Genomic DNA, 25073 nt, shown 5'->3' on the forward strand with positions numbered 1-25073 from the left:
GACAAAAGCCATGGATAATCGAGGCAAAAGCTATGAAGTGCTAAACTTCTAACTTAATTTATTTTAAGGAGCCAAAATGGAATGCGACATTTCAAACATTAGCATGCCTGGTGATGCAGGCATTAAAGACATTTTTTCGATGTGTAAGAGCATTGCCATTATTGGACTATCTCCTGATCCTACCAAAGATAGCCATAGAGTAGCGCGCTACTTACAAGGACATGGGTTTAAAATTTATCCGATTTATCCGAAAGAAGAGACAATTTTGGGTGAGAAAGTTTACCGTAGTCTTTTAGACATCCCTGGGCAAGTGGATATGGTAGATATGTTTCGCAAACCTGAAATTGCAGATAGCTTAATCGAAGAAGTTTTAAAAAAAGGTGACGTTAAAGTCTTTTGGTTACAAATAGGTATCATCAACAATAAAGCATGTGCTAAAGCACAAGAACATGGCTTAATTGCCGTGCAGAATCGATGTACCAAGGTAGAATATGAAAGGTTAATGAAATAATGATATCTCTTAGTGAAATTGTAAAAGCAAAACGACAACTGGGAAACGTTGTCACAAAAACACCTTGTGCATTGGCTCCACATTTAAGTGATGAAGTAGGTGCCCAAGTCTATTTGAAAAAAGAAAATCTTCAAATTACAGGTGCCTATAAACTTAGAGGTGCTTACAATAAAATAGCCTCTTTAACGAAAGAAGAGCGTAAAAAAGGTGTTATCGCAGCCAGTGCTGGCAATCATGCGCAAGGCGTTGCATACTCAGCACGTAGTTTTGGAATCTCAGCAACAATTGTTATGCCTGAAGCAACCCCTCTTTTAAAAGTAACAGGAACAAAGGCTTTGGGTGCTGAAGTGATTTTACATGGTGATAATTACGATGAAGCTTATGCGTATGCGTTAACGTATGCAAAAGAGCATGGACTGACTTTTATCCACCCTTTTGAAGATCCTACGGTGATTGCTGGACAAGGAACGGTAGCACTTGAGATGATTGATGAGATCAATGATCTTGATATCGTAGTTGTTCCTATTGGTGGAGGAGGGCTTATCAGCGGTATGAGTTCTGCCATCAAACAGATCGATCCAAAAATTAAAGTCATTGGTGTTAATGCTTCTGGTGCACCTGCTATGTATGAATCATTTTATGCCAAAAAAGCTATTAACTCTAAAAGTGTTCGCACCATCGCTGATGGTATTGCTGTACGTGATGTCAGTGAGTCGAATTTAGAGCATATCCTAGAGTGTGTAGATGAAGTGGTAACCGTTGATGATGAAGAAATCGCTGCTGCAATTTTGTTTCTACTTGAGCGCCAAAAACTGGTTGTTGAGGGTGGAGGAGCAGCGAGTGTGGCTGCTATTATGCATCAAAAATTTGCTTTTACGAAAGATATGAAAATTGGAGCTGTTTTAAGTGGTGGCAACATCGATGTGCAGATGCTTTCTGTCATTATCGAAAAAGGTTTGATTAAATCACATCGTAAAATGAAGTTGGTCATTACACTTATCGATAAGCCGGGCTCACTGATGCGTCTGACAGACCTATTTAAAAATGCTAATGCCAACATTATTCAAATTGATTATGATCGTTTCTCAACGAAACTTTCTTATGGAGATGCACAAATTACGATTATGCTAGAAACAAAAGGGTTAGAGCATCAACAAATGATTCGTGGACTTTTAGAAGAAGCTGGGTATCCATTTACAGAAGAAGTTTAAAGAAAGAGTGAGGAGAAAAGCTCCTCACTTGTGTTTAATCTAGTTGTTCGTATGCTTCCAAAAGACTTTCTCGAAGCACATCTGCAAGTGCTTCTCCATCGACACAATACTCTTTAAGAAATGTATCTAAGTGACTTAAAAGCTCAAAAAGCTCTGCTTCAATTTCTTGTGAACTTTTTTGTTTTGCCATGAGTGTTTCAAAAAAGACTAGTTTGCGAATGAAGTTAGAAAGAAGCTCTAACGCTTCTTCTTCATTTTTTCCTTCAAGAAGTTTAAAAGGACGCTCATTAGGCGTTTTAGAACTATCAAGGCTCTGTTTGATTTCACGTACACGCTCTTGGATGATCGCTGAGAACTTAGCATAACGTTCATGTGAACTTTCATCAACAAAGGTATCTAACCTGTTTGTTAATTTACCTATCTGTTTTACCAGTACAAAAGCTACCATCGCTACAATCATCAAAACAGGAATCAATTGCTCCATCTCTTATCCTCATCTTATAACAAAATCAGTGCGATAAGATTTGCTCCAAAAAGAGTTTAAGTCGATCTGACTCAGGATTTTGGAAAAACTCTTCAGGTGTGTTTTCTTCAACGATTTGACCTGCATCCATAAAGATAATTCTATCGGCTACCTTTTTAGCAAAGCCCATCTCATGCGTTACACACACCATTGTTTTATCTTCGCGTGCTAATTCTATCATAACATCCAAAACTTCAGCAACCATTTCAGGATCAAGCGCAGAAGTTGGCTCATCAAAAAGCATAATTTTTGGATTTTTACATAAACTTCGTGCGATCGCAACGCGCTGTTGTTGTCCGCCTGAAAGCTGATTTGGGTATTTGTGTGCTTGATTTGCAATACCTACGCGCTCCAAATACTTCATTGCCATTGCTTCTGCCTCTTTACGTGGCATTTTTCGAACCCAAATAGGCGCAAGTGTAAGATTGTCTAAAATCGTTAAATGCGGGAAGAGATTAAAGTGTTGGAACACCATGGCAACTTCTTCACGAATGGCTTTGATTTTTTTAACATCGTTAATAAGATCAATGCCATCCACGGTGATGCTACCTTCTTGAAACTGCTCTAAGTAATTGATACAACGAATAAGTGTTGATTTACCTGAACCTGAAGGTCCACAGACAACGATGATTTCACCTTTTTTAATTGTAAGGTTGATGTCTTTTAATACATGAAAATCACCATACCATTTGTTTAAGTTTTTAATTTCTATGATATCTTTTCTATCTTTCATCTTCTATTCCTATCTCAAATTGGTATTAAATCGTTTTTCGAGCTTTTGGCTAAAGTTAGACATAGAGTAACAAAAGAACCAAAAGATAAAGGTAACAAACACATAACCTTCCGTTTCATACCCTAACCAGTATGAGTCTGCAGCACTTAAGCGAACCATCGCAAGCAGGTCAAATAGCCCAATGATAAGCACAAGCGTCGTATCTTGAAAAAGGGCAATGGAGACACCAACAAGATTTGGAATGGCTACTTTTAATGCTTGCGGAAGAATGACTAAAAACATTTTTTGCCAGTATGAAAGTCCTATGGCATCAGCAGCTTCGTATTGACCTTTTGGAATAGACTGAAGTCCACCACGAATGTTTTCTGCAATATATGCAGCTTCAAACATCGCAATACCAATAAGAGCTCTGAGCAATTTATCAAATGTCATGCCCTCAGGAAAGAAGAGTGGCAAAATAATCGATGACATAAATAAAATTGTAATAAGCGGCACACCCCTGATAAACTCAATATACGTAACACTGATACTTTTAATGATCGGTAAATGTGACGCACGACCAAGGGCTAAGAGTACACCCAAAGGAAATGCAGCGACAATACCCACAGCCGCTACCATAATGGTCAGCATCAAACCGCCCCATTTATCGGTAGGCACTGTTTCCATACCAAAGAAACCACCATGTACGAGGAAAAAGCCAGCAATAAAGTAAATATGGGCTAAAGCCACTTTGAGTAAAGGACTTTTAAGGTACTTAAACGCGACAATAAGGACAAAGAAAAGTCCATAAACGCTATTAACCCTCCATCTCAGATCAGAAGGGTAAAATCCATACATAAACATATCGATTTTCATACGTATAAATACCCAACACGCTCCGCCACTGACACAATCTTCACGTGTTGAGCCCGCAAAGTTTGCATTGATATAAGCCCATTTGACAAACGGTGGAATAATCCAAAAAAGAATCATCACACCTAAGAGCGTTAGAGCAACATTAAGCGGTGATGAAAATAGATTTTCTCGAATCCAAAATGTCGCACCTTTTGTATTAGAAGGCGCTTTACGTTCTTGTTTTTTTTCATAGGTTGCCATATTAGCGCTCCTGAATCTTCATTTTATGGTTGAACCAGTTCAGAAGTGCCGATACGATTAAACTGATGATGAGATAAACGAGCATCGTCATCGAAATAATTTCAATCGCTTGTCCTACTTGGTTCAGTGATGTTCCTGCAAAAACAGTAACAATTTCAGGATACCCTACAGCCGTTGCTAATGAAGAGTTTTTAATGAGATTGAGATATTGGTTAATAATCGGTGGAATAGCAATACGGATTGCTTGAGGTAAAATAACCAATTTTAGAGATTGATACGGACTAAATCCCATAGAGGCAGCAGCCTCTTTTTGACCGTGACTGACCGCTTCAATACCTGAACGAACTGCTTCTGCAATAAACGTTGCTGTATAGATAGTAAGTGCAAATGTCAATGCTAAAAATTCAGGAGAGAGTGTTTTCCCCCCTTTGAAGTTAAAACCACGAAGCTCTGGAAAACTAAAGTTTAGATGTGCTCCACCTATGAAATAGGCAAGAACAGGAAAGAGTATAAAGATTCCTATTGCAAATGGGAAGACGATAAAATCTTCACCCGTGGCTTCTTTACGCTTATTTGCCCAAGCATTGAGCGCGATAGCAGCAAAAAGAGCACAAAAAAGACTTCCAACCATCATAAAAAACGTTGTATTGTATTCAGGAAGAGGGAAGTAAAGGCCTCTGTTATTGATAAATATCATATCAAAAAAGTTAAAACTCTGTTTGGGATTTGGCATAGCGCGAAGTACTACGTTGTACCAAAAGAGTATTTGAAGCAAAAGCGGTATATTTCTAAAAAAATCAACATAGGCTTTTGCAAGTTTTGCGATCAACCAGTTGCGAGAAAGTCTCAAAATACCAATAATGAGTCCCACAAGTGTTGCACAGATAATACCAACAAAAGCGATAATGATTGTATTAAGAAGTCCTACAATAAAAACACGTCCATGTGTGTTTTCTTCTGTGTAAGGGATAGGTGATTGATCAATACCAAATCCAGCTGTTCCATTCAAAAAGCCAAAGCCTGTTTGAATGCCCCTTTGTTCTATATTGGCGACAGTATTGGTGCCAATATACCACAAAAAAGCAACCAAGCCAATAACGGTCAATAATTGGAAAATAATTCCTCTAATCTTTTGATTTCTCAAAAGTGTTAACATACGTATTCCTTTATGCTTTAAGATTAAGGGCAGAAATCTGCCCTTTGTATGACTTAATATCTAATCTATTATCTAAAAGGAGGTGCGTATTGGAGTCCACCATGTGTCCAAAGAGCGTTGTAACCTCTTGAAATTTTAAGAGGAGAGCCTTGTCCTACAGTTTTTTCGAAAGATTCGCCATAGTTACCAACTTGCTTGATGATGTTATAAGCAAAATCTTTTTTAAGCCCTAAGTTTTCACCCATCTGTCCTTCAACGCCTAAAAGACGTTTGATGTCTGGGTTGTCAGATTTGAGCATCGCATCAACATTGGCACTTGTAACACCTGCTTCTTCAGCTGCCAACATTGCATAAGATGTCCAGCGAACGATGTCAAACCATTTACCATCGCCCTTACGAACAACCGGTCCTAAAGGCTCTTTTGAGATAACTTCTGGAAGAACGACAGACTCATCAGGTTTTAAAAGTTTGATTCTCAAACCGTAAAGTTGAGATTGATCTGAGGTTAAAACATCACATCTACCGCTTTCATACGCTTTAACCACTTGGTCATTCGTATCGTAAGAGACGAGTTTGTATTTCATTTTGTTAGTTCTAAAGTAGTCAGCAACATTTAGCTCTGTTGTCGTTCCTGTTTGAAGACAAATAGAAGCGCCATCAAGTTCTTTTGCACTTTTAACGCCTAACTTTTTAGTCACCATAAAACCTTGACCATCATAATAGGTTACACCTGTGAAGTTGAGACCTAAAGAAGTGTCACGTGTCTGAGTCCACGTTGTGTTACGTGAAAGCATATCGATTTCGCCTGATTGAAGCGCTGTCAAACGCTCTTTTGCATTAAGGGCAATATATTTTACTTTCTTTGCGTCACCCAAAACAGCTGCTGCAACAGCGCGGCATTGGTCAACGTCAATACCTTTATAGATACCATCACTGCCTACTTCTGAGAAGCCAGGGAGTCCACCATCAACACCACATTTTACAAAACCTTGTTTTTGTACCTCTGCGAGAGTATCTGCACTGAGTGTTGTTGAGCCAAGACCCAAAACTGTAATGGTTGCTAAAGAGATCTTAGCAAATTGAGAACGTAACATCATTATCTTCCTTTCTAAGTTGATATGAAAAGAATTTTACACACTAAATTTTATTTTTCGGCGAAAAAACTGCCTATTTATTAATCAATATGACATAGTGTGTAAAATTGCTATCTTTTCGCTTATTTTCACTTTTTTAATAAAAACTGATTAATTTTTAATCATATCTTGCATTGAAAGAGTTTTCACATTTTTGTATAGTTTATCGTTGTTTTTTTAAATATACAAAGCTTTAAAAAGACGATATTTCGGTGAGTTTTAGTTTGATAACACTTAGTGTAGGTAATGCGTCAATGTCGCTTTTTTATTACTACATTTAACGAAGTGTTTCGTATTACATTATTACTCATTACGATAAATATCATTGCATGATTAAAAATTAATCAAATTAAGGCATGAAGGAGCTTTCTTTTGTTCTCATTTAAAGATAAATGTATCATCCTACCAAAATGGTTTAGAAACAAAGCGATGTTGAGCGCAGTAGAAACTGCCTTTGATGGTATTGCACAAACACGAAAACGTATTATGATTGAATGGGCAAATGAAATTTGGCGTGAAGTTGAGAATAGTGCAATTTTATTAGAACAAGAAGAATGTGACGTTGTTTCTATATTGAAAGAGCAAGAAAAACTGAGTGAAGCTATCTTAGAATACTATGTGCTTAATTCTGCAAAGAAAATGCTTTTTAGTTCAAACAACCGACCATTAAAAGAGTACAAATACGATGAAAGCGGTTTTGGTGAAGCACTTGACTATGTATTACTTGGATCATCTCAACTTTTATTTGGTCCTTATATCGATGATGATACGCTCTTTTTTAAACCAAAAGCTTCAACATTTCATGACCGAGTCACACTTGCGTTTATGAAGAGTTTTAAAATCAACAATGAAAGTTGTGTTTTGGTAGCACGTGTCTCCAATGACACTCTTAGCGATCTCATTCAACGCGAAGCAGGGCATATTTTCAAAGAATCGGGCGATAACTATTTGTTCATGATAGAACCTTATTTTAATAAAAACATCAAAACAGGTACGGCACTTTCTCGCTCACGTTTTGAAGACAATACCTTCAGTTTTGGAGAAAACCTCAAAGAGGGTGTGCATACAGAGCAAGGTATTATTTCCATCAAACAGCATACCGAATTTGAAATTGTCTTTAATGACCCTTCCACTGGTGCGCTTCATCCTGGAGTTGCCAACACTATAAAAAAAGGCTCAAACCTCTTTTGTGCATATCCTGGATATCCTGATTATAGGGGTATTCCTGTCATCGGAAAAGGAATTACGGTCACACTTCCTTACAGCTTAGATAAATGGGGAATGATGTGCGAGGGTGATCTTTTAGAGGTTTATGACATTATGCAGTTTCGTCATAAGATCTATTTTAAAATGGCGATTTTAATTGGCTTATTTATTCCGAGTGCTTATTATGTAACACTTAGTTTTATGCCATTTTTAGGCCGTATTCAAGAGGTCGGATTAATAACCATAGCATCCCTTTTGATGATACTAGGTATGATGGGCAAAGAACTTTCTGATTTTTTTGCCAAATACGCTTCACTGCGGGCCCTATTGCAAGGATTTGTTGAGGGTGATGGCGACATTACAAAACGAGCAGATCTTAACAGATTTGCCAAAGATGAGAACAGACGTACTGCCGTTTGGATTAACAGTGTTATCGACATCTTTGATACCATTTTGAAAAAAACCAAAACATCACTTATCAATCTTCTCAATCTCAACCAACATCTAACCAATACCATTGTGGTGACAGGGAAAAAGATCGAGCAAATTGGTGTGAGTATTCAAAATATTGTTTCACACATCCAAACACAAAATAACTCTATTCAAAACTCAGTCAATAAAGCAGATGCTATGAGCCAAAAGATCGCTCATACACAAACGCAAGTTGCCAATAGTCTTGGTAATGTTGAGTCATCCATAGGCAATATTAAGGCTATTGCCAGTGACACAACAAAAATTATCTTTACACTAGAACAAAATGTGGCAGAAGTCTCTTCGATGATAGAAACCATTAAGGATATCACCGATAAAACCAATCTTCTCTCTTTAAATGCTGCGGTTGAAGCCAGTCGTGCAGGAGAACAGGGGCGAGGATTTGCGGTAGTGGCAGAAGAGGTGAGAAAACTTGCAGATATGACCGATAAAGCAACCGTTCGCATTGAAGCGATAGTCAATAACATCAATGGAAATGTCAATGAAGCGCTTTCTAGTATGCAAAATGTTAACAATACAGTCGATAAAGGCATTGAAATTTCAACACATTCATTACAAACAATTGATGCTATTTTAGTGGATCAAAAAGAGGTTATCTTAGAGATGAAAGAGGATGTGTATAAAATTTACGAAGACTCCAAAAATACAATGATGCATGCCAATGCCATTAGCAGTGAAGTCAGTGAGTTAACACACCTTAATCATCAAGTCAAAACCATCTCAGATAGCGTGACACACCATGTTAATTCACTGAGCAAAACTGTAGGGCAGTTTAAAACTTCATGATTTTGTTTTGCTATTCAATTGTCTTTAAAGCCAATCGCATTATAATAAGTAAAAATTCTATTAAGGGTCATTTATGAGTTCTTGGACGCGCGCATCATGGAGAGAAAAACCAATCAAGCAACAACCAACTTATACGAACCAAGAGTTGTTGAAAAATGTTGAGCAAGAACTCAGCAAATATCCACCGTTAGTTTTTGCTGGAGAAGTGCGTCAACTTAAAGCATCGTTAGCAGATGTTGTACACGGTAAAGCTTTCTTGCTTCAGGGTGGTGATTGTGCTGAGAGCTTTAGTGAGTTTAACGCTGTCAATATTCGCGATATGTTTAAAGTCATGCTTCAAATGGCTGTTGTTTTAACATTCGCTGGTGGTTGTCCTATCGTTAAAGTAGGACGTCTTGCTGGTCAGTTTGCAAAACCTCGCTCATCTGACTATGAAGAGTTAAATGGTGTAAAACTTCCGAGCTATCGTGGTGACATCATTAATGATATTGACTTTACAGAAGACGCAAGGGTTCCAAATCCAAAGCGAATGCTCAAAGCCTATAACCAATCAGCAGCAACAATGAACCTCCTTAGAGCGTTTTCACGTGGTGGTTTGGCAGACTTGCACCAAGTTCACAAATGGACACTTGGCTTTGTAAAAGAGAGTCCATTGGGCGACCGTTATGAACACCTTTGTGAGCGTATCTCTGAAACATTGGCATTTATGGAAGCGTGCGGCATTACTTCTGCTAATACACCAAATATCAATGAAACAGTCGTTTACACATCACACGAAGCACTTCTTTTGAACTATGAAGAGGCACTTACTCGCCAAGATAGTTTAACCAATGACTGGTACGACTGTTCAGCGCACATGCTCTGGATAGGTGATCGTACACGTGATGTCGATGATGCGCACGTAGAATTCCTTTCAGGGGTTAAAAATCCTATTGGCATCAAAGCTGGACCAACTATGACCGCTGAGAGCTTGATGAAACTCATAAACAAACTCAATCCTGAAAATGAAGCAGGTCGTCTAAACATCATCGTTCGCATGGGTGCAGATAAAATTGAAAAAGAGTTCCCAAAACTCGTTCGTGCAGTTAAAGAAGCGGGTGCAAATGTTTTATGGAGTATTGACCCAATGCATGGCAATACCATCAAAGCTTCTAACAACTATAAAACACGTTCATTTGATGAAGTACTTCGTGAAGTTAAAGGATTCTTTAAAGTTCATGAACAAGAAGGTACCTTCCCTGGTGGTGTTCACTTAGAGATGACTGGTCAAGATGTCACTGAGTGCATCGGTGGTGCACAAGAAATTACAGAAGAAAACCTTGCATGCCGTTACCACACACAGTGTGACCCACGTCTAAATGCAAACCAAGCACTAGAGCTTGCTTTCCTCATTGCAGATTCTCTTAAAGCTGCGCGACAAAGATTTTTAGCGCACTAAAAATAAACTTCTTCCAAGTAAAAGAAAAATCTTTACTTGGAAGATACCTCTTGAAATGTATCAATCTAGCCTACAAAGGATTTAAATGTCAAAAAGTGTTAAAGCTGCATTATTTGCTAATGGTGTCATTGCATTATCGAAAGGAGCAGCAGCATTTTTTACAGGTTCTGCATCAATGATGGCAGAAGCTATCCATAGCACAGCAGATTGTGGCAATCAGGCATTAGTAATGCTGGGTGAAAAGCAAGCATCAAGGGGGCGTTCAGAGTATCACTCATTTGGACAAGGAAAAGCAAACTTTTTTTGGTCTTTTGTTGTAGCCGTTGTTCTTTTTTTGCTTGGTGGTTTATTCTCTCTCTACGAAGGATTTCATCGTATTCAACATCCACAACCTATTGAAAATCCTTTACTTATTTTAGGCATCATCGTTTTATCGATTTTACTTGAGGGCAGTGCTTTAAAAGTTGCTCTTAAAGAGAGCAATTCTACGCTTAAAAATATGTTTTTAACGATCAAAAACAGCTCATCATCTCATATTCTTGTTGTCTTAATTGAAGATACAGGTGCGTTAATCGGTTTGATTATTCTAACGTTAGGACTGGCTTTATCGGTTTTTGTTCATCCTATTTTTGATGGTATCGCAGCATTAATGATAGGTACGCTACTTATAGGACTTTCTAGTATTTTATTTATTGAACTTAAGAAGTTGCTTATTGGTGAAAGCCTCGATAGAGAAACAATAAAACAGATAAAAAATGTGATTAAAAGTGAATCGAATGTATTGGTTCACATCAATGCTGTGCGCAGTATGTTCGTTGGCTCTAATGAAGTTTTATTGATTATCTCAATGAATGTCAAAGATGATGCAACAGGATATGAGATAGAACAAGATATTAAAGAGTTGAAAAATAAGATTCAAAAGATGCTCAAGCACCATAAAATGCAAATTTATGTAGATGTATTTGAATTTTAACGCTTATCGTCCACTCAGCCAATCTTTTAATGAAAAATAGGGATTTTGCTTTTTAAATTCTGCTTCATCAAAATCAAAGCGATAATTTTCCATATACTCTTTAATTAAACGGTACGCATCGTTGATTTCTTGAAATTTGGAAGTATCCCCATTTGGTGCGTCAGGATGAAATTCTCTTGAAAGCGAGAGATAGAGTTTATGAAGGGTCTTTTTATCAGTTTTGGCGACAACGCCCAAGGTTGAAAGTGCTTTTTCAAAATCACTGTACTCTAAACCTTGGAACATTGCCTCTCCTTTAGAACTTTTTTGACTTTCGCTTGTGTTCTTTTTTCTTGTGCAGCCAAATATAAATGACACCGGCAACAACAATAAACGCAATCACAGCAATCGTGATCGTATGTAAATGTTCATTGAGTAATGCTTCGTTTTGTCCAAAAAAATAGCCTAAAAAAGTCAATATACTCACCCAAATTCCAGCACCAAAGCCTGTATAAAAACAAAAAATGCCAAGGTTCATACGTGCAAGACCTGCAGGAAGAGAGATATAATGGCGAATGACAGGAATAAGTCTTCCCGTAAACGTTGAAAAGGAACCGTGTGTTTTGAAGAATACTTCTACTTTTTCAAGAGTTTCTGGCGTAAAAAAAACATAATGACCGTATTTTAAAATGAGTTTTCGGCCCAATTTTACGGCCAAGTAGTAGTTTAATAATGCTCCTGCGATACTTCCAAGCGTACCAAGTGCAATCACTATCCACAACTCCATTTCACCCTTAGCACACAAATACCCAGCAGGAATCATAACCACTTCACTTGGAAGGGGAAAGATACTGCTTTCAATTGCCATCATCACAAAAATACCAAAATAACCTAATGCTCCAACCGTTTGAACAATCCAATCAATAATAACGTGCATTCTATTCCTAATCTAAGATTTTAATTCGATCATGCGATCACTACACCATGAAGCTAAATGTTTGTCATGTGTAATAAGCAATATACCCACTCTGTCTAAAAATTGCATCAACAGCTGCATTACGTGAAGTCCTGTGATGTTATCAAGAGCAGAAGTCGGCTCATCTGCTAAGATAAGATCTGGTTTCATCAAAAGTGCTCTTAAAATTGAGCATCTTTGAAGTTGCCCACCACTGAGTTGATGGGGTTTTTGAGCCAAAACATCGGGATCAAGATCGAGTGCGTGGCAGAGTTGATGAAGGCCTTCTAAGTGTGCTACATCACTGATTTGATTGATGATGGTGTAAGTTGGATGAAACGATGTATAGGGGTCTTGAAAAATCTGCGAGAGTTTCATCGCCCCAATAGTGCCACTTTTAGGTTTGAGATTACCTGTTATCAGCTCAAAAAGCGTGCTTTTACCACTACCGCTCGCTCCTAAAATAGCAACAACTTCTCCCACATTAACATGCAAAGAAAAATTGTTATATAAAAGCTTTGAATTTTTATATCCAAAGGTAAGGTTTTCTACACGTAAAACCTCTTTATTCATTCGCGAATTTGCCCTTTACCGTAAACTTTGAACTTGTAGGTCGTTAAATCATTAATACCCATAGGTCCACGTGCATGAAGTTTGTTTGTACTGATGCCTACTTCTGCACCAAAGCCAAACTCACCACCATCGGTAAAGCGTGTCGAAGCATTGGCATACACACACGCAGCATCGACTTCATTCAAAAATCGTTCAACTAATGTATAGTTTTCACTTAAAATTGCTTCAGAATGAGAAGAACCATACTCAGCGATATGTGTAATCGCTTCATCCATGTTTTCTACAATTTTGATATTTAGGGCATTACATAGATGCTCTGTATGATAATCTTTATCTTCTGCAAGTGGTACATTCAAAAGTTCATGTGTTTTTTCGCACCCTTTTATCTGAGCACCTGTAAGTAAAAGAGCCTCTTTCATACGTGGTAAAAAATCTTTTGCAATGGCTTCATGGACTAAAAGGGTCTCAAGTGAATTACACGCACTTGGACGTTGGCATTTTGCGTTTAAGACAATCTCAATAGCTTTTTCCAAGTTAGCATCTTTATCGACATACGTATGACACACACCTTTATCGTGTTTGACTACAGGAACGGTGGCATTTTCACTCACAAAACGAATGAGTGCTTCTCCTCCACGTGGGATGATAAGATCTACATATTTGTCCATTTTAATGAGCTTTGCAACACCTTCACGACTTGCATCTGGTAAAAGTGAGATAATTTCTTTTGGCAAATGATGTTTTTCTAAGACCTCTTGTAACAGTGAAGCGATGATAGCATTGCTATGAAATGCCTCTTTTCCGCCTTTAAGAACACATGCATTGCCACTTTTGAAGCAAAGTGCAGCAGTATCACTGGTAACATTAGGACGACTTTCATAAATAATGCCAATAACTCCAATAGGAATAGTTACTTTTTCAATCTTAATACCGCTAGGAACAACCCATCCCTCTAAAACTCTTCCAACAGGTTCTTTCAAGCTCGCAATCTCACGAATTGCTTTTGCCATCTCTGCAATGCGCTTGGAATTGAGTAAAAGTCTATCCACCATAGCCGAGCTTAAGTTGTTTTTTTTCGCATTGTCTAAATCTTTTTGGTTTTCAAAAATTATACGCTCGCTTTGTGATTCCAAAGTACCTGCCATGTCTGCTAAAACATCATTTTTTGTTTTCGGATCAAGTGTCGCGATAATACGACTGGCAGATTTGGCATGTTTTAAGAAAGTTTGCACGTTAATTGTTCCTTAGAATGGCATTTGATGGGATTTTACACTTTTTATATTTAATGTGTCATAAGTATGTTCAGAGTATAATAGTTAGCATTAAAAGAGAATAATAGTAAGGATAATAAAATGCAGCAGATTTACGATTTAGTCATTATCGGCGGGGGACCTGGTGGTATTGGTGCAGCAGTTGAAGCTAAAGTTCTTGGTATTAAGCATATTATGATGATTGAGAAGGGTGACAACCACTCACAAACCATCCGTAAATTTTATAAAGATAACAAAAGAGTTGATAAAAACTACAAAGGTCAAGAAATTGAATTAAGAGGTACAATTGACTTTCGTGATGGAACAAAAGAGAGTACACTCAATTATTTTGATTCACTCTTAGATTCAGGTGAAATTGACTCAGCATTTAACAGCGAAGTTGAAAGTATCACACAAGAGGGCGATGAATTTCATATCGTTACAACCAAAGCAGGCTATAGAGCTAAAAACGTTGTTGTAGCTATTGGTACGATGGGTAAACCAAATAAGCCTGATTATACCTTACCGATTTCACTTAAAGAGCGTATCAATTTTAACCTCGACAAATGTTCACAAGGAGAAAAACTTCTCATTGTCGGTGGAGGAAATTCAGCAGTAGAGTATGCTATTGAGCTTTCCAAAACAAATAATGTTACACTGAATTATCGCCGCGATACCTTTAGCAGACTCAATGAAATCAATCTAAAAATGATTCACGAATACAATGGTCAAGAAAAATTACGTTTACGCCTTGGTATGGACATAGTCTCCATTGAAAATGAAAATGGTTTGGTAAAAGTCAACTTTACTGACGGTTATTACACCGTTTATGACCGAGTTGTGTATGCTATTGGTGGAACAACGCCTGTTGACTTCCTCAAAAAATGTGGTATTACATTTGATAGTGAAGGGAAACCAGAGTTTGATGAGCATTTTGAAACAAAAACCAAAGGGCTCTACCTTGCAGGTGACATTGCAGTTAAAAGTGGTGGAAGTATCGCTATTGCACTTAATCACGCATATGAAATTGTAACACATATCTTAAACGCAAAATAATTAAGGCATTGTATTAATGGCAAAAATTGCTCTCTCTTCTTCGCAGATTTTAAATATTGCACTTGGATTAGTCATCGTTGTCGGAGGCTTTGCCTCCGTCCAATATGGTAATTTTGGTGGTGTCTCTTTTGATGAGCTCACAGAAAAATACATCAGTAAAAATGATGTGAAATTCAGTGACTTACCCCTTGACGTACAAAAACAATACATAGATAAAGAAGCGACACTTGAGCAGAGTAAAGATGGTAATTTGTTTGAAGATACCTATTATGATGAGCAAGGTAAGCCAATTGCAGAATCTGAGCTTACCAAACAAGATTTTAAACGTATGATCAATCGTCTTCAAAAAACGCTTCTGTTTGTTCAACATGATAACCTTTTATTGGCAAATGAGAAGAATGAGCTCTCTAAAAAACTTGATGAACAGCAAAACGAACTTGAAGAGCAACGCAATCAATGGACCAATAAAAATACTGAACGCCTTAACGAAGCAGAGCAACAGCATTATCGCAACATTAGCGATTTAACCATGAAAATCAATGAGCTTCAAAAAGAAAATGTTGTTATTGCACAAAAAGCCAATATTGAGGCAAATACATTAAGAGGACAAATCGAAGAGCTAAAAGCAAAAGCTGTCGAAGATGAAGAAAAAAAACAAATTGCTATTAAAAAGGCTAGAGAAGAAGAACAGGCAAAGCTGACAGATTATAAAGAAAAAATCAAATTTTTAAATGATCAGATAGTCCTTTTAAATGAGCAAATGAATACCAATAATGAAACAGCAAAAACAGCGTTTGCTCGTAAGCAGGATGAGATCAATAAGCTCAAAGAAGAGATTGTTCAAGCAGCTAAAGAAAAAAATGATCTTATGAGCAAGCAAACACAAACATTGGTTTTAAACGAACAAAAGTATAAAGAAGAGATAGCAAAATATACAAAAACGATTGAACAACTCAAAGTTGATACGGAAAAACTCATTGCTAAAAATCGTCAAGATATGGTTTTACAAGACGAAGACCATGCTAAAAAAATGGCACAGCAAGAAGAGAAGATAAAAAATGTAAATACTGAACTTGCAAGTGCTAAAAAACACATCGATGCTTTAATGCTTGAGAATGAAAAAGACTTCAATAAATTTAGAACGTATCTCGAAGATGAGAAAAAACTCAACAAAGAGCTTACTGCGGCGAACAAAGCACTTGAAGAAAATGCTCAAAATAATGAAAAAGCCCTTAATGTGTCTATTTTAAAGCTTAAAGAAGAGATTGCTAAAAAAGAGAGCAACATTAAAGAGTTAAGCGATAAGATTGCATCCTTAAACAACGAAAAATTGAACTTTGAAGCAGAAGTAAAAAAACGTGTCGATGAAAATGACAAAGTTCATAATAAAAACTACAAAGCCTTCAATGAAAAAATAGCTAACTTCGACGCATCAAAAAAAGAGTTTGCTGATAAGTTTGAAAAGCAATTGAACGAGTACAAAGCAACGGTTAAAGAAAATAATGAACGCATCCAATTCCATGTGAATGAGCTTACAGCTTCTAACAATGATTTCAAACTCAAAAATGATGAAAAAGAGAAAGAACTTCAAGGTTTAAAAACACAATTAGCTTCTATTCGAACTGAAACGCAAAAATCAAAAGAGGGCGATGAAGCAAAACTAAAAGAACTCCGTACAGCATTGGAAGATGTGAAGTCGAACAGCAAAACAAAAGAGAATGATTACATTGCAAAAATTCAGCTTCTTCAAGCGGATATAAAAGAGAAAGAGGGTGCAATTGTTTCGGCGAAAAAAGAAGAAACGCTTAAAATTGCTGCACTAGAGAAAGAGATTAAAAGCAAGGCTATTGAGCTACAAAAAATTCAAACCGAAAATGCGCGTCATGAAGGAACCATCCAAACACTGACTGTCAAACTAAAAGACGCTGAAGAAAATGCGACGAAGGCGATAAACAAACAAATTGAAGAGCTAAAAGCGAAAGTAGCAACATTTGAAAAAAATCGCGTCAGTGAAGATGCAAAAATGGTAAGTCTAAAAGATGAGCTTCGCCGTAAAGAAATTGAATATCTCGATATTATTAAAGAAAAAGACAAAGAATTAAAAGCAAAAGAAGCTATGATCGCTTCAAATAAAGAAGGCATCAAAAAAGTGGAAGCATTGAAAGCTTCTGTGGAAGAGAATCTAACAAAAACAAAAGAAGAGTTCAAACAAAAAGAGCTACAACGCTTAGCTGAGATTAAAGCACTTCAAGGTGAAATCAAGTCAAAAGATAGTCAATTAAACGCTTCTAATAAAGAAGAAACACTCAAAAGTATTGCCCTTGAGAAAGAGTTAAAAGCGAAAGAGGCAACTATCGTTGCAAATAAAGAGAGTTATAAAAAGACAGAAGCACTGAAAGCTTCTTTAGAAGAAAACTTAGCAAAACTCAAAGAGGAGTTTAAACAAAAAGAGCTCCAGCATTTGGAAGCAACCAAAGCTTTACAAGCGGAGCTAAAAGCAAAAGAGACACAACTTGGTGCGAGTAAAAAAGATGAGACACTTAAAATCATTGCATTGGAAAAAGAGTTAAAACAAAAAGAGAGTGCATTCGCACAAAGTCAAGATGAGTTGAACAAACGTATTGCATCTAATGAGCAAACCATCAAAACACTCAATGAAAAAATTAAACTCTTAGAGACAGCAACACCAAAAGTTGCGACAGCAAAAGTACCTAATACTCCTGCACCAAAAGGTCAAAAATTAACAATGATTGATAAAGTAACGTGTACCGATATGGGAACCGGTGTCAATGCAATCTCTGAAACATGTAAAAAAGAGGTACAAACGTTCCTCGCTAAGTATGATAGTAGTTACTTCTTTGAAGTAGCGCCGATTGTAGACAATGGTGGATTTGCTTCATTGAAACTCATTAAAAGTAAAAAAGTGGGTGTAGAAGACAGTGAGATTGATCGTATCAGTGGGCTTGCAAACATCGGTTTAGGGAAAGCACGTGCAAAAGCAGGTGGTGAGCTTGTTGAATCATACGTAGGAGAAGGTGCAAAAATCAGTTATGCGCTTTCTAATATCGAGCAAGATAAAGCAAGAGGCTTCCAAATCAGGGTATATCATTAAGCTATGAATTTATTTCAACTCGACAAAGGCTATCGATACAACAGCGATACACTACTCCTTTATGATTTCATCAGTACATTTACGCCAAAAGGCGAGGTACTTGATGTGGGGTGTGGCTGTGGTATTTTGGGATTATTGCTTAAACGTGATTTTCCATCTTTAAAAATGCATCTTTTAGATATACAAGAACAAAATTGTACGATTGCATATGCCAATGCAGAACAAAATGGTATAGAGATTGCTAGTGTTATATGTCATGATTTTTTAAGTATCCGATTTGAATGTAAATTTGATATGATCGTTTCAAATCCTCCTTTTTATCACAAAGGCGGAGTAAAGAATGAAGATACATCTCTCTTCTTGAGTCGTCATAGCAGTGCACTCCCTTTTGATGCTTTTGCAAAAAAAGTCACAAAAACACTTAGCAACCGTGGGTATTTTTGTTTTTGTTATGACGCTAAGCAACTCGATCATCTTATGGCAGCCTTACTCGCTAATGGGCTCAACGTTGAAGATATCTGTTTTGTTTATCCAAAAGAAGAAAAAGAGGCATCATTGGTACTTATTCGTGCTCGAAAAAACTCGAAATCACTTTGTAAAGTACATCCACCATTGTTTATATATACTGGTGAAGTCTTTAGTGAGCGTGTTCAATCTATTTTCAAGCGATCTCAAACACAGAGTGTAACATGGAACAATTAATGCGATGTGATGGATACCCTTATGCGTTTGATCCAAAAGCATGTCAAAATTGCTCAGGGAAATGCTGTGTAGGGGAGAGTGGATACATCTGGGTGAGCCCTGAAGAGATTAGCGCAATAGCGCTCAAACTTTCACTGAGTAAAGAAGAATTTATCAATAAGTATTTACTAAAAATTCGCTATCGTTTCACGATCAAAGAGATCGCGTACGAAGGCGGCTATGGTTGCGTCTTTTTTGATATGGAAAAAAAGATGTGTCGTATCTATGACGTACGACCTTCACAGTGCCGTACCTTCCCATTTTGGGAATATTTTAAAGAAAACATTGACGAGGTAGTTTCAGAATGTCCCGGTATTATTCGCTTATAGTCGTTTTATTTTTTTTGGTAGGATGTACCACTAAAGAGGTTGTTGTTACCAGTGAAAGCACTAAAAAAGTTTTTGAAGAGGAAGACAATCTTATATTACAAGCATTAGATTATCAACAAAATGGTGATTATGTAAACGCACGTAAAATTTATCATACACTTTATGAACAGAGCCAAAAGAAAATATACTTGACTGAAGACGCTGGACTTGCTTTTGTTTTGAACGATCCTGATGCACGTGATCTTATTATGCAAGGTATCAAAAAGTATCCTGATGAAAAAAACTTCAATCGCCTACTTGTAGGTCAGCTTGTCAAAGACAAACGTTATGAAGAAGCAGAAAAAGAGATTTTAAAACTTATTGAATACGATAAAACCGTTCAGCATCTTAGTATCGCAGGAAATCTGTATTTACAAATGAAATCGTACGATTTGGCACTTAAATATTTTGAAAGTGCTTACAAACAAGAACAGAATGAAGACCTATTGCTTAACATTGTTGAATTGCTGTACCGATTTTTAGGTCGTAAAGATGATGCAGTAGCTTATCTTGAAACATATGCCAATATGGAAGGTTGCGGTAATCATACTTGTTTTAAATTGATTGAAATCTATGGACGAGATCGCAATGTTCAAGGACTTATCGCTACGTATAAAAAGCTTTATAAAGAGCAGCAAAGCGATGAAATTGCTAAAAAAATTGTAGAACTGATGTTATACATTAAAGACGTCAAAGGTGCTATAACATTTTTGGAAAAAACAGGTTTCAGCCAAGATATGCTGCTTCAGATCTATGCAACACAAAAAAAGTTTACAGAAGCTTATAATTTAGCTCAAAAACTTTATGAAGAGAGCAAAAATCTCGATTATTTAGGCAAAATGGCTATTTATGAATATGAAATCAACAAGACAAAACTTACAGCTGAAGTACTTGAGTCTATTTCTCAAAAATTTGATGAAGTCACAAGTTTACTCAAAGATTCTGTCTATCTTAATTACTATGGCTATTTATTAATTGATCATAATATTAACATTGAAAAAGGCATTACTCTAATCCAAGAAGCCCTTAAAATTGAGCCGAACTCACCCTATTATCTTGATTCACTTGCGTGGGGTTACTATAAAAAAGGACAATGTGAAGAGGCCTATAATATTATGAAATATTTTGGTGAAAACGTTATAGAAGAAGAGGTTGCAACCCATATTGATGCGATTAAAAAATGTTTGAAAGAGAAAAATACTCCATGATTTTAGATGAAATTATTAAACGTACACGTGAAGATTTAGAAAAAAAGAAAAAAGAGTACACCATCGATTGGCTTGGTCGAAGTCTTGCGTTCAATCCTTTTATGCCTCGCGATGTTAAACCATATTTAAAATCGACACCAGACAATCCTTATCGTATGATTGCTGAAGTAAAAAAAGCAAGTCCTAGCAAGGGGATTATTAAAGCAGATTTTGATCCATTGACGATCGCTAAAGCCTATGAATTAGGTGGTGCTGATGCTATATCTGTTTTAACAGAGCCTCACTATTTTCAAGGAAATCTTGAGTATCTAACACAAATCCGCCGTTATGTACCGACACCACTTTTACGAAAAGATTTCATTGTTGATGAATATCAAATCTTAGAAGCCCTTGTTTATGGTGCTGATTTTATTTTATTGATCGCAAAAGCGCTTTCAAAAGCTGAATTAAAACATCTTTTAGAATATGCATTGCGACTTGGACTTGAAGTTTTAGTCGAAATTCATGATAAAGAAGATCTTGTTAAAGCCATTTTTGCAGGTGCAAATATCATTGGTATCAATCACCGCAACTTGGAAACATTTGAAATGGATATGAGTTTAACAGAAAAATTAATGCCACTCATTCCTCAAGGAAAGATCATCGTAGCAGAGAGCGGACTTACCGACAAAGAAACTATCAAACACCTCAGTAAAATTGGTGCTGATGCCTTTTTAATTGGTGAATATTTTATGAGAGAACCTGATATTCAGGCTTCTTTGGAAGCTATCAAAAGAGTCGATTAATGAATTATATGTACGCACCTTGGCGTGATGCTTATTTTAGCGAAAAACCAGAGGGTTGTGTGTTTTGTAACATTTCAAACCATCCAGAAAAGGATGCGGAGCATCATGTTTTATACCGTGATGCACTCTGTTTTATTGTTATGAACCGTTATCCTTATGCACCAGGCCATTTTATGGTTATTCCACATCACCATACCGATGCTATAGAGACACTTGAGCCAGAAGTGTGGCTACACATCTCGTATATTGTTCAACGCTGTGTCAAAATGCTCAAAGAGGGTATTGGTGCGCAAGGCGTTAACCTTGGTATGAATCTTGGTAAAAGCGGAGGTGCAGGCATTGCTGAGCACATTCATTATCATCTCATACCTAGATGGTTGGGTGATACGAATTTCATTACAACCATTGCTGATACAAGGGTATATGGAACGGATTTTGAAAAAATCTATACACATCTACAAGGACTTGTTTCTGAGTATCTTTCATGTTAATTGATTTAGCAATCGATGATTTTATTGCACAAAAATCGACTTTTGACCTTCTTATTGATGCGCGTAGCCCCAAAGAATTTCACGAATCACACGTTTTAAATGCCCAAAATTTTTACGCATTAAATGATGCTGAGCATCAAGAAGTAGGAACACTTTACAAACAAGTCTCACGTAACGACGCTAAAATTTTAGGGGCGCGTTATATCTGCCAAAATATGGCTCTTCACCTTCAACAAATCGCAAAGACGTACAAAATAGGCTCAAAAATTGGTATCTATTGTGCTAGAGGAGGGCTTAGATCTAGTTCTATTGCCATTATTCTCTCACATATTGGTTATCAAGTCTATCGACTCAAAGGTGGCTACAAAAGCTACCGTTTTTATGTGCTTACATATCTTGATCATTTTCCACACAAGCGATTTATCGTTCTAGGTGGTAATACAGGATGTGGAAAAAGCGAACTAATCCAAGTACTCAAACCTTCCATCGATCTTGAAAAATTAGCAAATCACTTAGGTTCTAGCTTTGGCAGTATCAAAGGTGCACAACCCAGCCAAAAAGCTTTTGAAAATATTTTATGCGAAATTTTATGTAAAATTGATCCAAATGACTATATATTCATTGAAGCAGAAAGCAAGAAAATGGGCAAATGTACGATTCCAGCCCTCTTACATGAACGTATCTTGCAAGGCTATCGTGTCGAAATCACAGCACCACTTTCTCAGCGAATAGAGCGCATTTTGAAAGATTATAACTGTATAACTCCAGAATTTTTTTATCACGCTATCGAAATGATTTCGCCCTATATCAAAAAAAGTGTCAAAGCAGAAGTGCTTCTTGCATATGAAAAAGAAGATTTAGCTGAAGTCTCTAAAATACTCCTAGTTGCGTATTATGATCTAGTGTATAAAAAACCACACCATATTGATATGATTCTCGATAATTCAAATCAACAGGTCACGCTTGAGGCACTACATACCTTACGAGAAAAACTTTCTCATCTTTAAATTAAAAATGGTGCATATGGTAGTGGGAATGATGAAAATCTTTGTGTTTATGCGCATGGATATGCAACAAATTTCCCTCTATTAAAATCTTTTTATTGCGCATTAATGCTTCAACTTCACCATTATAGATAAGTTGATGTTTATCGTTCAATACAAAAGCTCTATCGCCTAATTCATACGCTAAAGAGATATTATGCGTTGAAATAAGTGTAGTAATTTTCATCTCTGATAGCAAATCCACGAACCAACCTGTCGTTTTAGGATCCATATTGGCTGTTGGTTCATCTAAAAGTAGAAATTGTGGCTCCAATGCTAAAATAGCACATAGCATTACTTTTTGTTTTTCTCCACCACTAAGTTTCAACGGAGAGCTTTGCAAATGCTGTTGTAAAGAGAATTTTTCTGCCATTGCATGAACTCTCTCATCGACATTTGCAACATCAAATTCTCTCAACCCAAAAGCAATCTCGTCGTATACGGTTGGATTGAACATCATTGTTTCAGGATTTTGAAATAATATACCTATTTCTTTGCGAAAAGATTTATCAACGCTCTTTTTCGTAATCAAACGCTCTTTATAGGTGTAGCTGCCTTCTCCAAAATAAAGCCCTGCAAGAATACGAAGAAGTGTACTTTTTCCACTGCCATTATTTCCAAGGAGAACAACTTTTTCACCTGCTTGAATTTCAAAAGAGAGTTTATCTAAAACACATTTGCTTTCATATTGATACGTTAAATCTTCAATTTTGATCAAAAAATCCCCTTGCCTTGAGCGCTAAACTTTTTTCTTCGCTATCATACAACGCTTTCGTAAAAAAATAACCAAAGACAGAGGTAATAAACTCTTTTTTTGCACGTTCATTCATTTTTTTGATGAGTCTGCTTTTAAGGGCTAGCATAAAATTTTCGTAACTTTTTTGATAACTGTAAATTTGGGAAAGAGAAATACTGAGAAGAAAACTGAGTGTTTTAGAAAAGGAGAGGGCAAGAGCAATATTGACATAATGAGAGAAAAGAAGTGTTGTTAATGTCAGAACAAAAACACGCAGGTTAAATAGGAGTATGTACTCTAACCACACTCTTTCTTGCAATACAGCAATAGCTATATAACCGATGCTAATTGCAATATTGAAAAAGAAAATAGATTTGAGAGCTTTTTTAAGTATCTTTAACCATGATGATCGTGCTAAACATAACAGGGCAATAGCAAAAAAACTTAAGAGATAAAAGGAGTGGCTAGAGAGAATTATCACTAGCCCTAAAAGATAGAAACCAAGGAGGATTCTATCGCGCAAGTTTTTTTCCTAAGAGGTAAAAAATTCCAAAAATAAGGGCAACGCCTAGCATGCCAGAAAGATAGTACGCCACAATACCATTCATACCTTCTATCGTATAATCAGGTGCTAATACTTTAACGTGAAGGGCATTTTCAATTCCTTTAGGAATAAAACCTAATGCTTCTTGGTAATATTCGTTATCCCACTCAGCCCATGCAGGATTTTCACTAATCAATCCCAAAGGAATCAATATAAAAATAATGAGCATTGGATAGAGAATTTTTTTCATGCATTCACTCCTTTATAGATACGATTCTTGACGATATAACGATAAGCGATACCCGTAAATATACCTTCAACCACACCAAAAAAGAGGATATGTGAACCCACAACAGCAGGGAAAGTCACATCAAAGCCAAAAGGGAAATAAAGAGGTTGACCATCTAAAGTCGCAATAAGTGGTTGAATACCTAAGAAAAGCGTCAACACCAAAGACGAACATACAACACTCACCCAGCCGCTTACATAAGGTGCAAACGACTTTGTTTTGAGTATCTGAAAGATATAGTAAGAAGAGAAAGAAGATGCAAAAGCCATTAAAAGGGCATTCGCACCAAAGGTTGTTACTCCTCCATCACCAAAAACAAGCGCTTGGATAAAAAGTACTAAACTCACACATAATGAAGCAATCCATGGACCAAATAAAATAGCGATTAACGAGGCCCCAACAGCGTGTCCACTTGTGCCACCAGGAATGGGGATATTAAACATCATGATAATAAAGCTCAAAGCGCTTAACGAAGCAATCAACGGCAATGTTGTTTCATTGAGATCTTGTTTGAGTTTTTTGAATGCAATGACCCATAAAGGCAAAGCAGCAGCATACGTTGCAATACATGTAATAGGGGAGAGATATCCATCTGGAATATGCATAATTCAGTAACCTCCAAAAATGTAAATCCAAATAATAATTGAGTAATACTTAAATATTACTCAATTTAATTTGGTATTATT

At 36.7% G+C, this 25073-nt stretch carries 26 protein-coding genes; 13 read left to right on the plus strand and 13 right to left on the minus strand.

What is annotated here, in order from left to right; genetic code table 11:
• Window positions 1-76: 76 nt before the first annotated feature.
• Together UCH001_RS06880 and ilvA are read left to right on the plus strand one after the other, a co-directional pair.
• On the plus strand, window positions 77-511 hold the full coding sequence (locus UCH001_RS06880) for a CoA-binding protein (protein WP_067176076.1): 435 nt from the start codon (window positions 77-79) through the stop codon (window positions 509-511).
• Window positions 511-1722 (plus strand): threonine ammonia-lyase, encoded by a 1212-nt coding sequence (ilvA, locus tag UCH001_RS06885; protein WP_067176079.1) that lies wholly within the window; start codon window positions 511-513, stop codon window positions 1720-1722. Before UCH001_RS06880 ends, ilvA begins: the two co-directional genes overlap by 1 nt.
• Before the next feature lie 34 nt (window positions 1723-1756).
• Here ilvA and UCH001_RS06890 read toward each other — a convergent pair whose 3' ends face one another.
• The 5 genes from UCH001_RS06890 to UCH001_RS06910 all read right to left on the minus strand — a co-directional run bounded on the left by UCH001_RS06890 (window position 1757) and on the right by UCH001_RS06910 (window position 6326).
• A complete protein-coding gene (locus UCH001_RS06890) occupies window positions 1757-2206 on the minus strand; it encodes a hypothetical protein (protein ID WP_067176082.1) in 450 nt (149 codons plus the stop codon).
• A gap of 25 nt (window positions 2207-2231) precedes the next feature.
• Window positions 2232-2960, minus strand: a complete 729-nt coding sequence (locus tag UCH001_RS06895) for an amino acid ABC transporter ATP-binding protein (protein ID WP_231963991.1) — start codon at window positions 2958-2960, stop codon at window positions 2232-2234.
• Window positions 2961-2987: 27 nt separating this feature from the next.
• Window positions 2988-4073, minus strand: a complete 1086-nt coding sequence (locus tag UCH001_RS06900; RefSeq protein WP_067176087.1) for an amino acid ABC transporter permease — start codon at window positions 4071-4073, stop codon at window positions 2988-2990.
• 1 nt (window position 4074) lies between these two features.
• The gene (locus UCH001_RS06905) at window positions 4075-5229 is read right to left on the minus strand and encodes an amino acid ABC transporter permease (protein WP_067176089.1); all 1155 of its coding nucleotides are present in this window, start codon (window positions 5227-5229) and stop codon (window positions 4075-4077) included.
• 68 nt (window positions 5230-5297) lie between these two features.
• Window positions 5298-6326 (minus strand): amino acid ABC transporter substrate-binding protein, encoded by a 1029-nt coding sequence (locus UCH001_RS06910; protein WP_231963909.1) that lies wholly within the window; start codon window positions 6324-6326, stop codon window positions 5298-5300.
• A gap of 408 nt (window positions 6327-6734) precedes the next feature.
• Between UCH001_RS06910 and UCH001_RS06915 the strand changes: the two genes are divergently transcribed.
• The 3 genes from UCH001_RS06915 (at window position 6735) to UCH001_RS06925 (ending at window position 11257) form a co-directional block, all read left to right on the plus strand.
• Window positions 6735-8846: a methyl-accepting chemotaxis protein gene (locus UCH001_RS06915; RefSeq protein ID WP_067176096.1), complete on the plus strand. Its 2112-nt coding sequence runs from the start codon at window positions 6735-6737 to the stop codon at window positions 8844-8846.
• 73 nt (window positions 8847-8919) lie between these two features.
• Window positions 8920-10284, plus strand: a complete 1365-nt coding sequence (locus UCH001_RS06920; RefSeq protein WP_067176098.1) for a class II 3-deoxy-7-phosphoheptulonate synthase — start codon at window positions 8920-8922, stop codon at window positions 10282-10284.
• Window positions 10285-10369: 85 nt separating this feature from the next.
• Complete coding sequence (locus tag UCH001_RS06925) at window positions 10370-11257, plus strand: cation diffusion facilitator family transporter (protein WP_067176100.1); 888 nt, start codon at window positions 10370-10372, stop codon at window positions 11255-11257.
• Window positions 11258-11260: 3 nt separating this feature from the next.
• Here UCH001_RS06925 and UCH001_RS06930 read toward each other — a convergent pair whose 3' ends face one another.
• From UCH001_RS06930 to UCH001_RS06945, 4 genes are read right to left on the minus strand one after another with little or no spacing between them, the layout of a single operon-like run.
• Complete coding sequence (locus tag UCH001_RS06930; protein WP_067176103.1) at window positions 11261-11542, minus strand: DnaJ domain-containing protein; 282 nt, start codon at window positions 11540-11542, stop codon at window positions 11261-11263.
• A 10-nt stretch (window positions 11543-11552) separates the two neighbouring features.
• On the minus strand, window positions 11553-12173 hold the full coding sequence (locus UCH001_RS06935; protein WP_067176105.1) for a DedA family protein: 621 nt from the start codon (window positions 12171-12173) through the stop codon (window positions 11553-11555).
• Window positions 12174-12185: 12 nt separating this feature from the next.
• Window positions 12186-12764 carry an ATP-binding cassette domain-containing protein gene (locus UCH001_RS06940; RefSeq protein WP_067176108.1) on the minus strand — a complete coding sequence of 193 codons (579 nt, stop codon included), beginning with the start codon at window positions 12762-12764 and terminating at the stop codon, window positions 12186-12188.
• Entirely contained in the window at window positions 12761-13996 is a 1236-nt protein-coding gene (locus tag UCH001_RS06945; protein WP_067176111.1) for a glutamate-5-semialdehyde dehydrogenase, read from the minus strand. The genes UCH001_RS06940 and UCH001_RS06945 overlap by 4 nt, the downstream gene beginning before the upstream one ends.
• A 120-nt stretch (window positions 13997-14116) precedes the next feature.
• On the opposite strand from UCH001_RS06945, the gene UCH001_RS06950 reads away from it, so the two are divergent.
• From UCH001_RS06950 to mnmH, 8 genes are read left to right on the plus strand one after another with little or no spacing between them, the layout of a single operon-like run.
• Window positions 14117-15070 carry an NAD(P)-binding domain-containing protein gene (locus UCH001_RS06950; protein ID WP_067176114.1) on the plus strand — a complete coding sequence of 318 codons (954 nt, stop codon included), beginning with the start codon at window positions 14117-14119 and terminating at the stop codon, window positions 15068-15070.
• Between the two features lie 16 nt (window positions 15071-15086).
• Complete coding sequence (locus UCH001_RS06955) at window positions 15087-18182, plus strand: hypothetical protein (RefSeq protein ID WP_067176117.1); 3096 nt, start codon at window positions 15087-15089, stop codon at window positions 18180-18182.
• A 3-nt stretch (window positions 18183-18185) separates the two neighbouring features.
• A complete protein-coding gene (locus tag UCH001_RS06960; protein ID WP_067176120.1) occupies window positions 18186-18884 on the plus strand; it encodes a tRNA1(Val) (adenine(37)-N6)-methyltransferase in 699 nt (232 codons plus the stop codon).
• On the plus strand, window positions 18872-19252 hold the full coding sequence (locus UCH001_RS06965; RefSeq protein ID WP_067176123.1) for a YkgJ family cysteine cluster protein: 381 nt from the start codon (window positions 18872-18874) through the stop codon (window positions 19250-19252). Before UCH001_RS06960 ends, UCH001_RS06965 begins: the two co-directional genes overlap by 13 nt.
• Window positions 19228-20499, plus strand: coding sequence for a hypothetical protein (locus UCH001_RS06970; protein ID WP_067176125.1), 1272 nt, complete (start codon window positions 19228-19230; stop codon window positions 20497-20499). Before UCH001_RS06965 ends, UCH001_RS06970 begins: the two co-directional genes overlap by 25 nt.
• Entirely contained in the window at window positions 20496-21284 is a 789-nt protein-coding gene (trpC, locus tag UCH001_RS06975; protein WP_067176128.1) for an indole-3-glycerol phosphate synthase TrpC, read from the plus strand. The genes UCH001_RS06970 and trpC overlap by 4 nt, the downstream gene beginning before the upstream one ends.
• Entirely contained in the window at window positions 21284-21775 is a 492-nt protein-coding gene (locus UCH001_RS06980; protein ID WP_067176131.1) for an HIT domain-containing protein, read from the plus strand. Before trpC ends, UCH001_RS06980 begins: the two co-directional genes overlap by 1 nt.
• Window positions 21769-22782: a tRNA 2-selenouridine(34) synthase MnmH gene (mnmH, locus tag UCH001_RS06985; protein ID WP_067176132.1), complete on the plus strand. Its 1014-nt coding sequence runs from the start codon at window positions 21769-21771 to the stop codon at window positions 22780-22782. Before UCH001_RS06980 ends, mnmH begins: the two co-directional genes overlap by 7 nt.
• A gap of 1 nt (window position 22783) precedes the next feature.
• Here mnmH and UCH001_RS06990 read toward each other — a convergent pair whose 3' ends face one another.
• From UCH001_RS06990 to cbiM, 4 genes are read right to left on the minus strand one after another with little or no spacing between them, the layout of a single operon-like run.
• On the minus strand, window positions 22784-23536 hold the full coding sequence (locus tag UCH001_RS06990; protein WP_067176135.1) for an energy-coupling factor ABC transporter ATP-binding protein: 753 nt from the start codon (window positions 23534-23536) through the stop codon (window positions 22784-22786).
• Window positions 23523-24077 carry a hypothetical protein gene (locus UCH001_RS06995; RefSeq protein WP_067176136.1) on the minus strand — a complete coding sequence of 185 codons (555 nt, stop codon included), beginning with the start codon at window positions 24075-24077 and terminating at the stop codon, window positions 23523-23525. Before UCH001_RS06995 ends, UCH001_RS06990 begins: the two co-directional genes overlap by 14 nt.
• The gene (locus UCH001_RS07000) at window positions 24067-24348 is read right to left on the minus strand and encodes a PDGLE domain-containing protein (RefSeq protein ID WP_067176139.1); all 282 of its coding nucleotides are present in this window, start codon (window positions 24346-24348) and stop codon (window positions 24067-24069) included. The genes UCH001_RS06995 and UCH001_RS07000 overlap by 11 nt, the downstream gene beginning before the upstream one ends.
• Window positions 24345-24992, minus strand: coding sequence for a cobalt transporter CbiM (gene cbiM / locus UCH001_RS07005; protein WP_067176142.1), 648 nt, complete (start codon window positions 24990-24992; stop codon window positions 24345-24347). The genes UCH001_RS07000 and cbiM overlap by 4 nt, the downstream gene beginning before the upstream one ends.
• Window positions 24993-25073: the final 81 nt, after the last annotated feature.

Source organism: Sulfurospirillum sp. UCH001, from assembly GCF_001548035.1.
GTDB lineage: Bacteria > Campylobacterota > Campylobacteria > Campylobacterales > Sulfurospirillaceae > Sulfurospirillum.

Bases quoted from the DNA above. Each gene is read 5' to 3' on its own strand.
- mnmH (WP_067176132.1), top strand. From the start codon at position 21,769: ATGTTAATTGATTTAGCAATCGATGATTTTATTGCACAAAAATCGACT.
- UCH001_RS06900 (WP_067176087.1), bottom strand. From the start codon at position 4,073: ATGGCAACCTATGAAAAAAAACAAGAACGTAAAGCGCCTTCTAATACA.
- UCH001_RS06925 (WP_067176100.1), top strand. From the start codon at position 10,370: ATGTCAAAAAGTGTTAAAGCTGCATTATTTGCTAATGGTGTCATTGCA.
- UCH001_RS06935 (WP_067176105.1), bottom strand. From the start codon at position 12,173: ATGCACGTTATTATTGATTGGATTGTTCAAACGGTTGGAGCATTAGGT.
- UCH001_RS06980 (WP_067176131.1), top strand. From the start codon at position 21,284: ATGAATTATATGTACGCACCTTGGCGTGATGCTTATTTTAGCGAAAAA.
- UCH001_RS06920 (WP_067176098.1), top strand. From the start codon at position 8,920: ATGAGTTCTTGGACGCGCGCATCATGGAGAGAAAAACCAATCAAGCAA.
- UCH001_RS06905 (WP_067176089.1), bottom strand. From the start codon at position 5,229: ATGTTAACACTTTTGAGAAATCAAAAGATTAGAGGAATTATTTTCCAA.
- ilvA (WP_067176079.1), top strand. From the start codon at position 511: ATGATATCTCTTAGTGAAATTGTAAAAGCAAAACGACAACTGGGAAAC.
- trpC (WP_067176128.1), top strand. From the start codon at position 20,496: ATGATTTTAGATGAAATTATTAAACGTACACGTGAAGATTTAGAAAAA.
- UCH001_RS06965 (WP_067176123.1), top strand. From the start codon at position 18,872: ATGGAACAATTAATGCGATGTGATGGATACCCTTATGCGTTTGATCCA.
- UCH001_RS07000 (WP_067176139.1), bottom strand. From the start codon at position 24,348: ATGAAAAAAATTCTCTATCCAATGCTCATTATTTTTATATTGATTCCT.
- cbiM (WP_067176142.1), bottom strand. From the start codon at position 24,992: ATGCATATTCCAGATGGATATCTCTCCCCTATTACATGTATTGCAACG.
- UCH001_RS06910 (WP_231963909.1), bottom strand. From the start codon at position 6,326: ATGATGTTACGTTCTCAATTTGCTAAGATCTCTTTAGCAACCATTACA.
- UCH001_RS06930 (WP_067176103.1), bottom strand. From the start codon at position 11,542: ATGTTCCAAGGTTTAGAGTACAGTGATTTTGAAAAAGCACTTTCAACC.
- UCH001_RS06970 (WP_067176125.1), top strand. From the start codon at position 19,228: ATGTCCCGGTATTATTCGCTTATAGTCGTTTTATTTTTTTTGGTAGGA.
- UCH001_RS06950 (WP_067176114.1), top strand. From the start codon at position 14,117: ATGCAGCAGATTTACGATTTAGTCATTATCGGCGGGGGACCTGGTGGT.
- UCH001_RS06960 (WP_067176120.1), top strand. From the start codon at position 18,186: ATGAATTTATTTCAACTCGACAAAGGCTATCGATACAACAGCGATACA.
- UCH001_RS06890 (WP_067176082.1), bottom strand. From the start codon at position 2,206: ATGGAGCAATTGATTCCTGTTTTGATGATTGTAGCGATGGTAGCTTTT.
- UCH001_RS06940 (WP_067176108.1), bottom strand. From the start codon at position 12,764: ATGAATAAAGAGGTTTTACGTGTAGAAAACCTTACCTTTGGATATAAA.
- UCH001_RS06955 (WP_067176117.1), top strand. From the start codon at position 15,087: ATGGCAAAAATTGCTCTCTCTTCTTCGCAGATTTTAAATATTGCACTT.
- UCH001_RS06880 (WP_067176076.1), top strand. From the start codon at position 77: ATGGAATGCGACATTTCAAACATTAGCATGCCTGGTGATGCAGGCATT.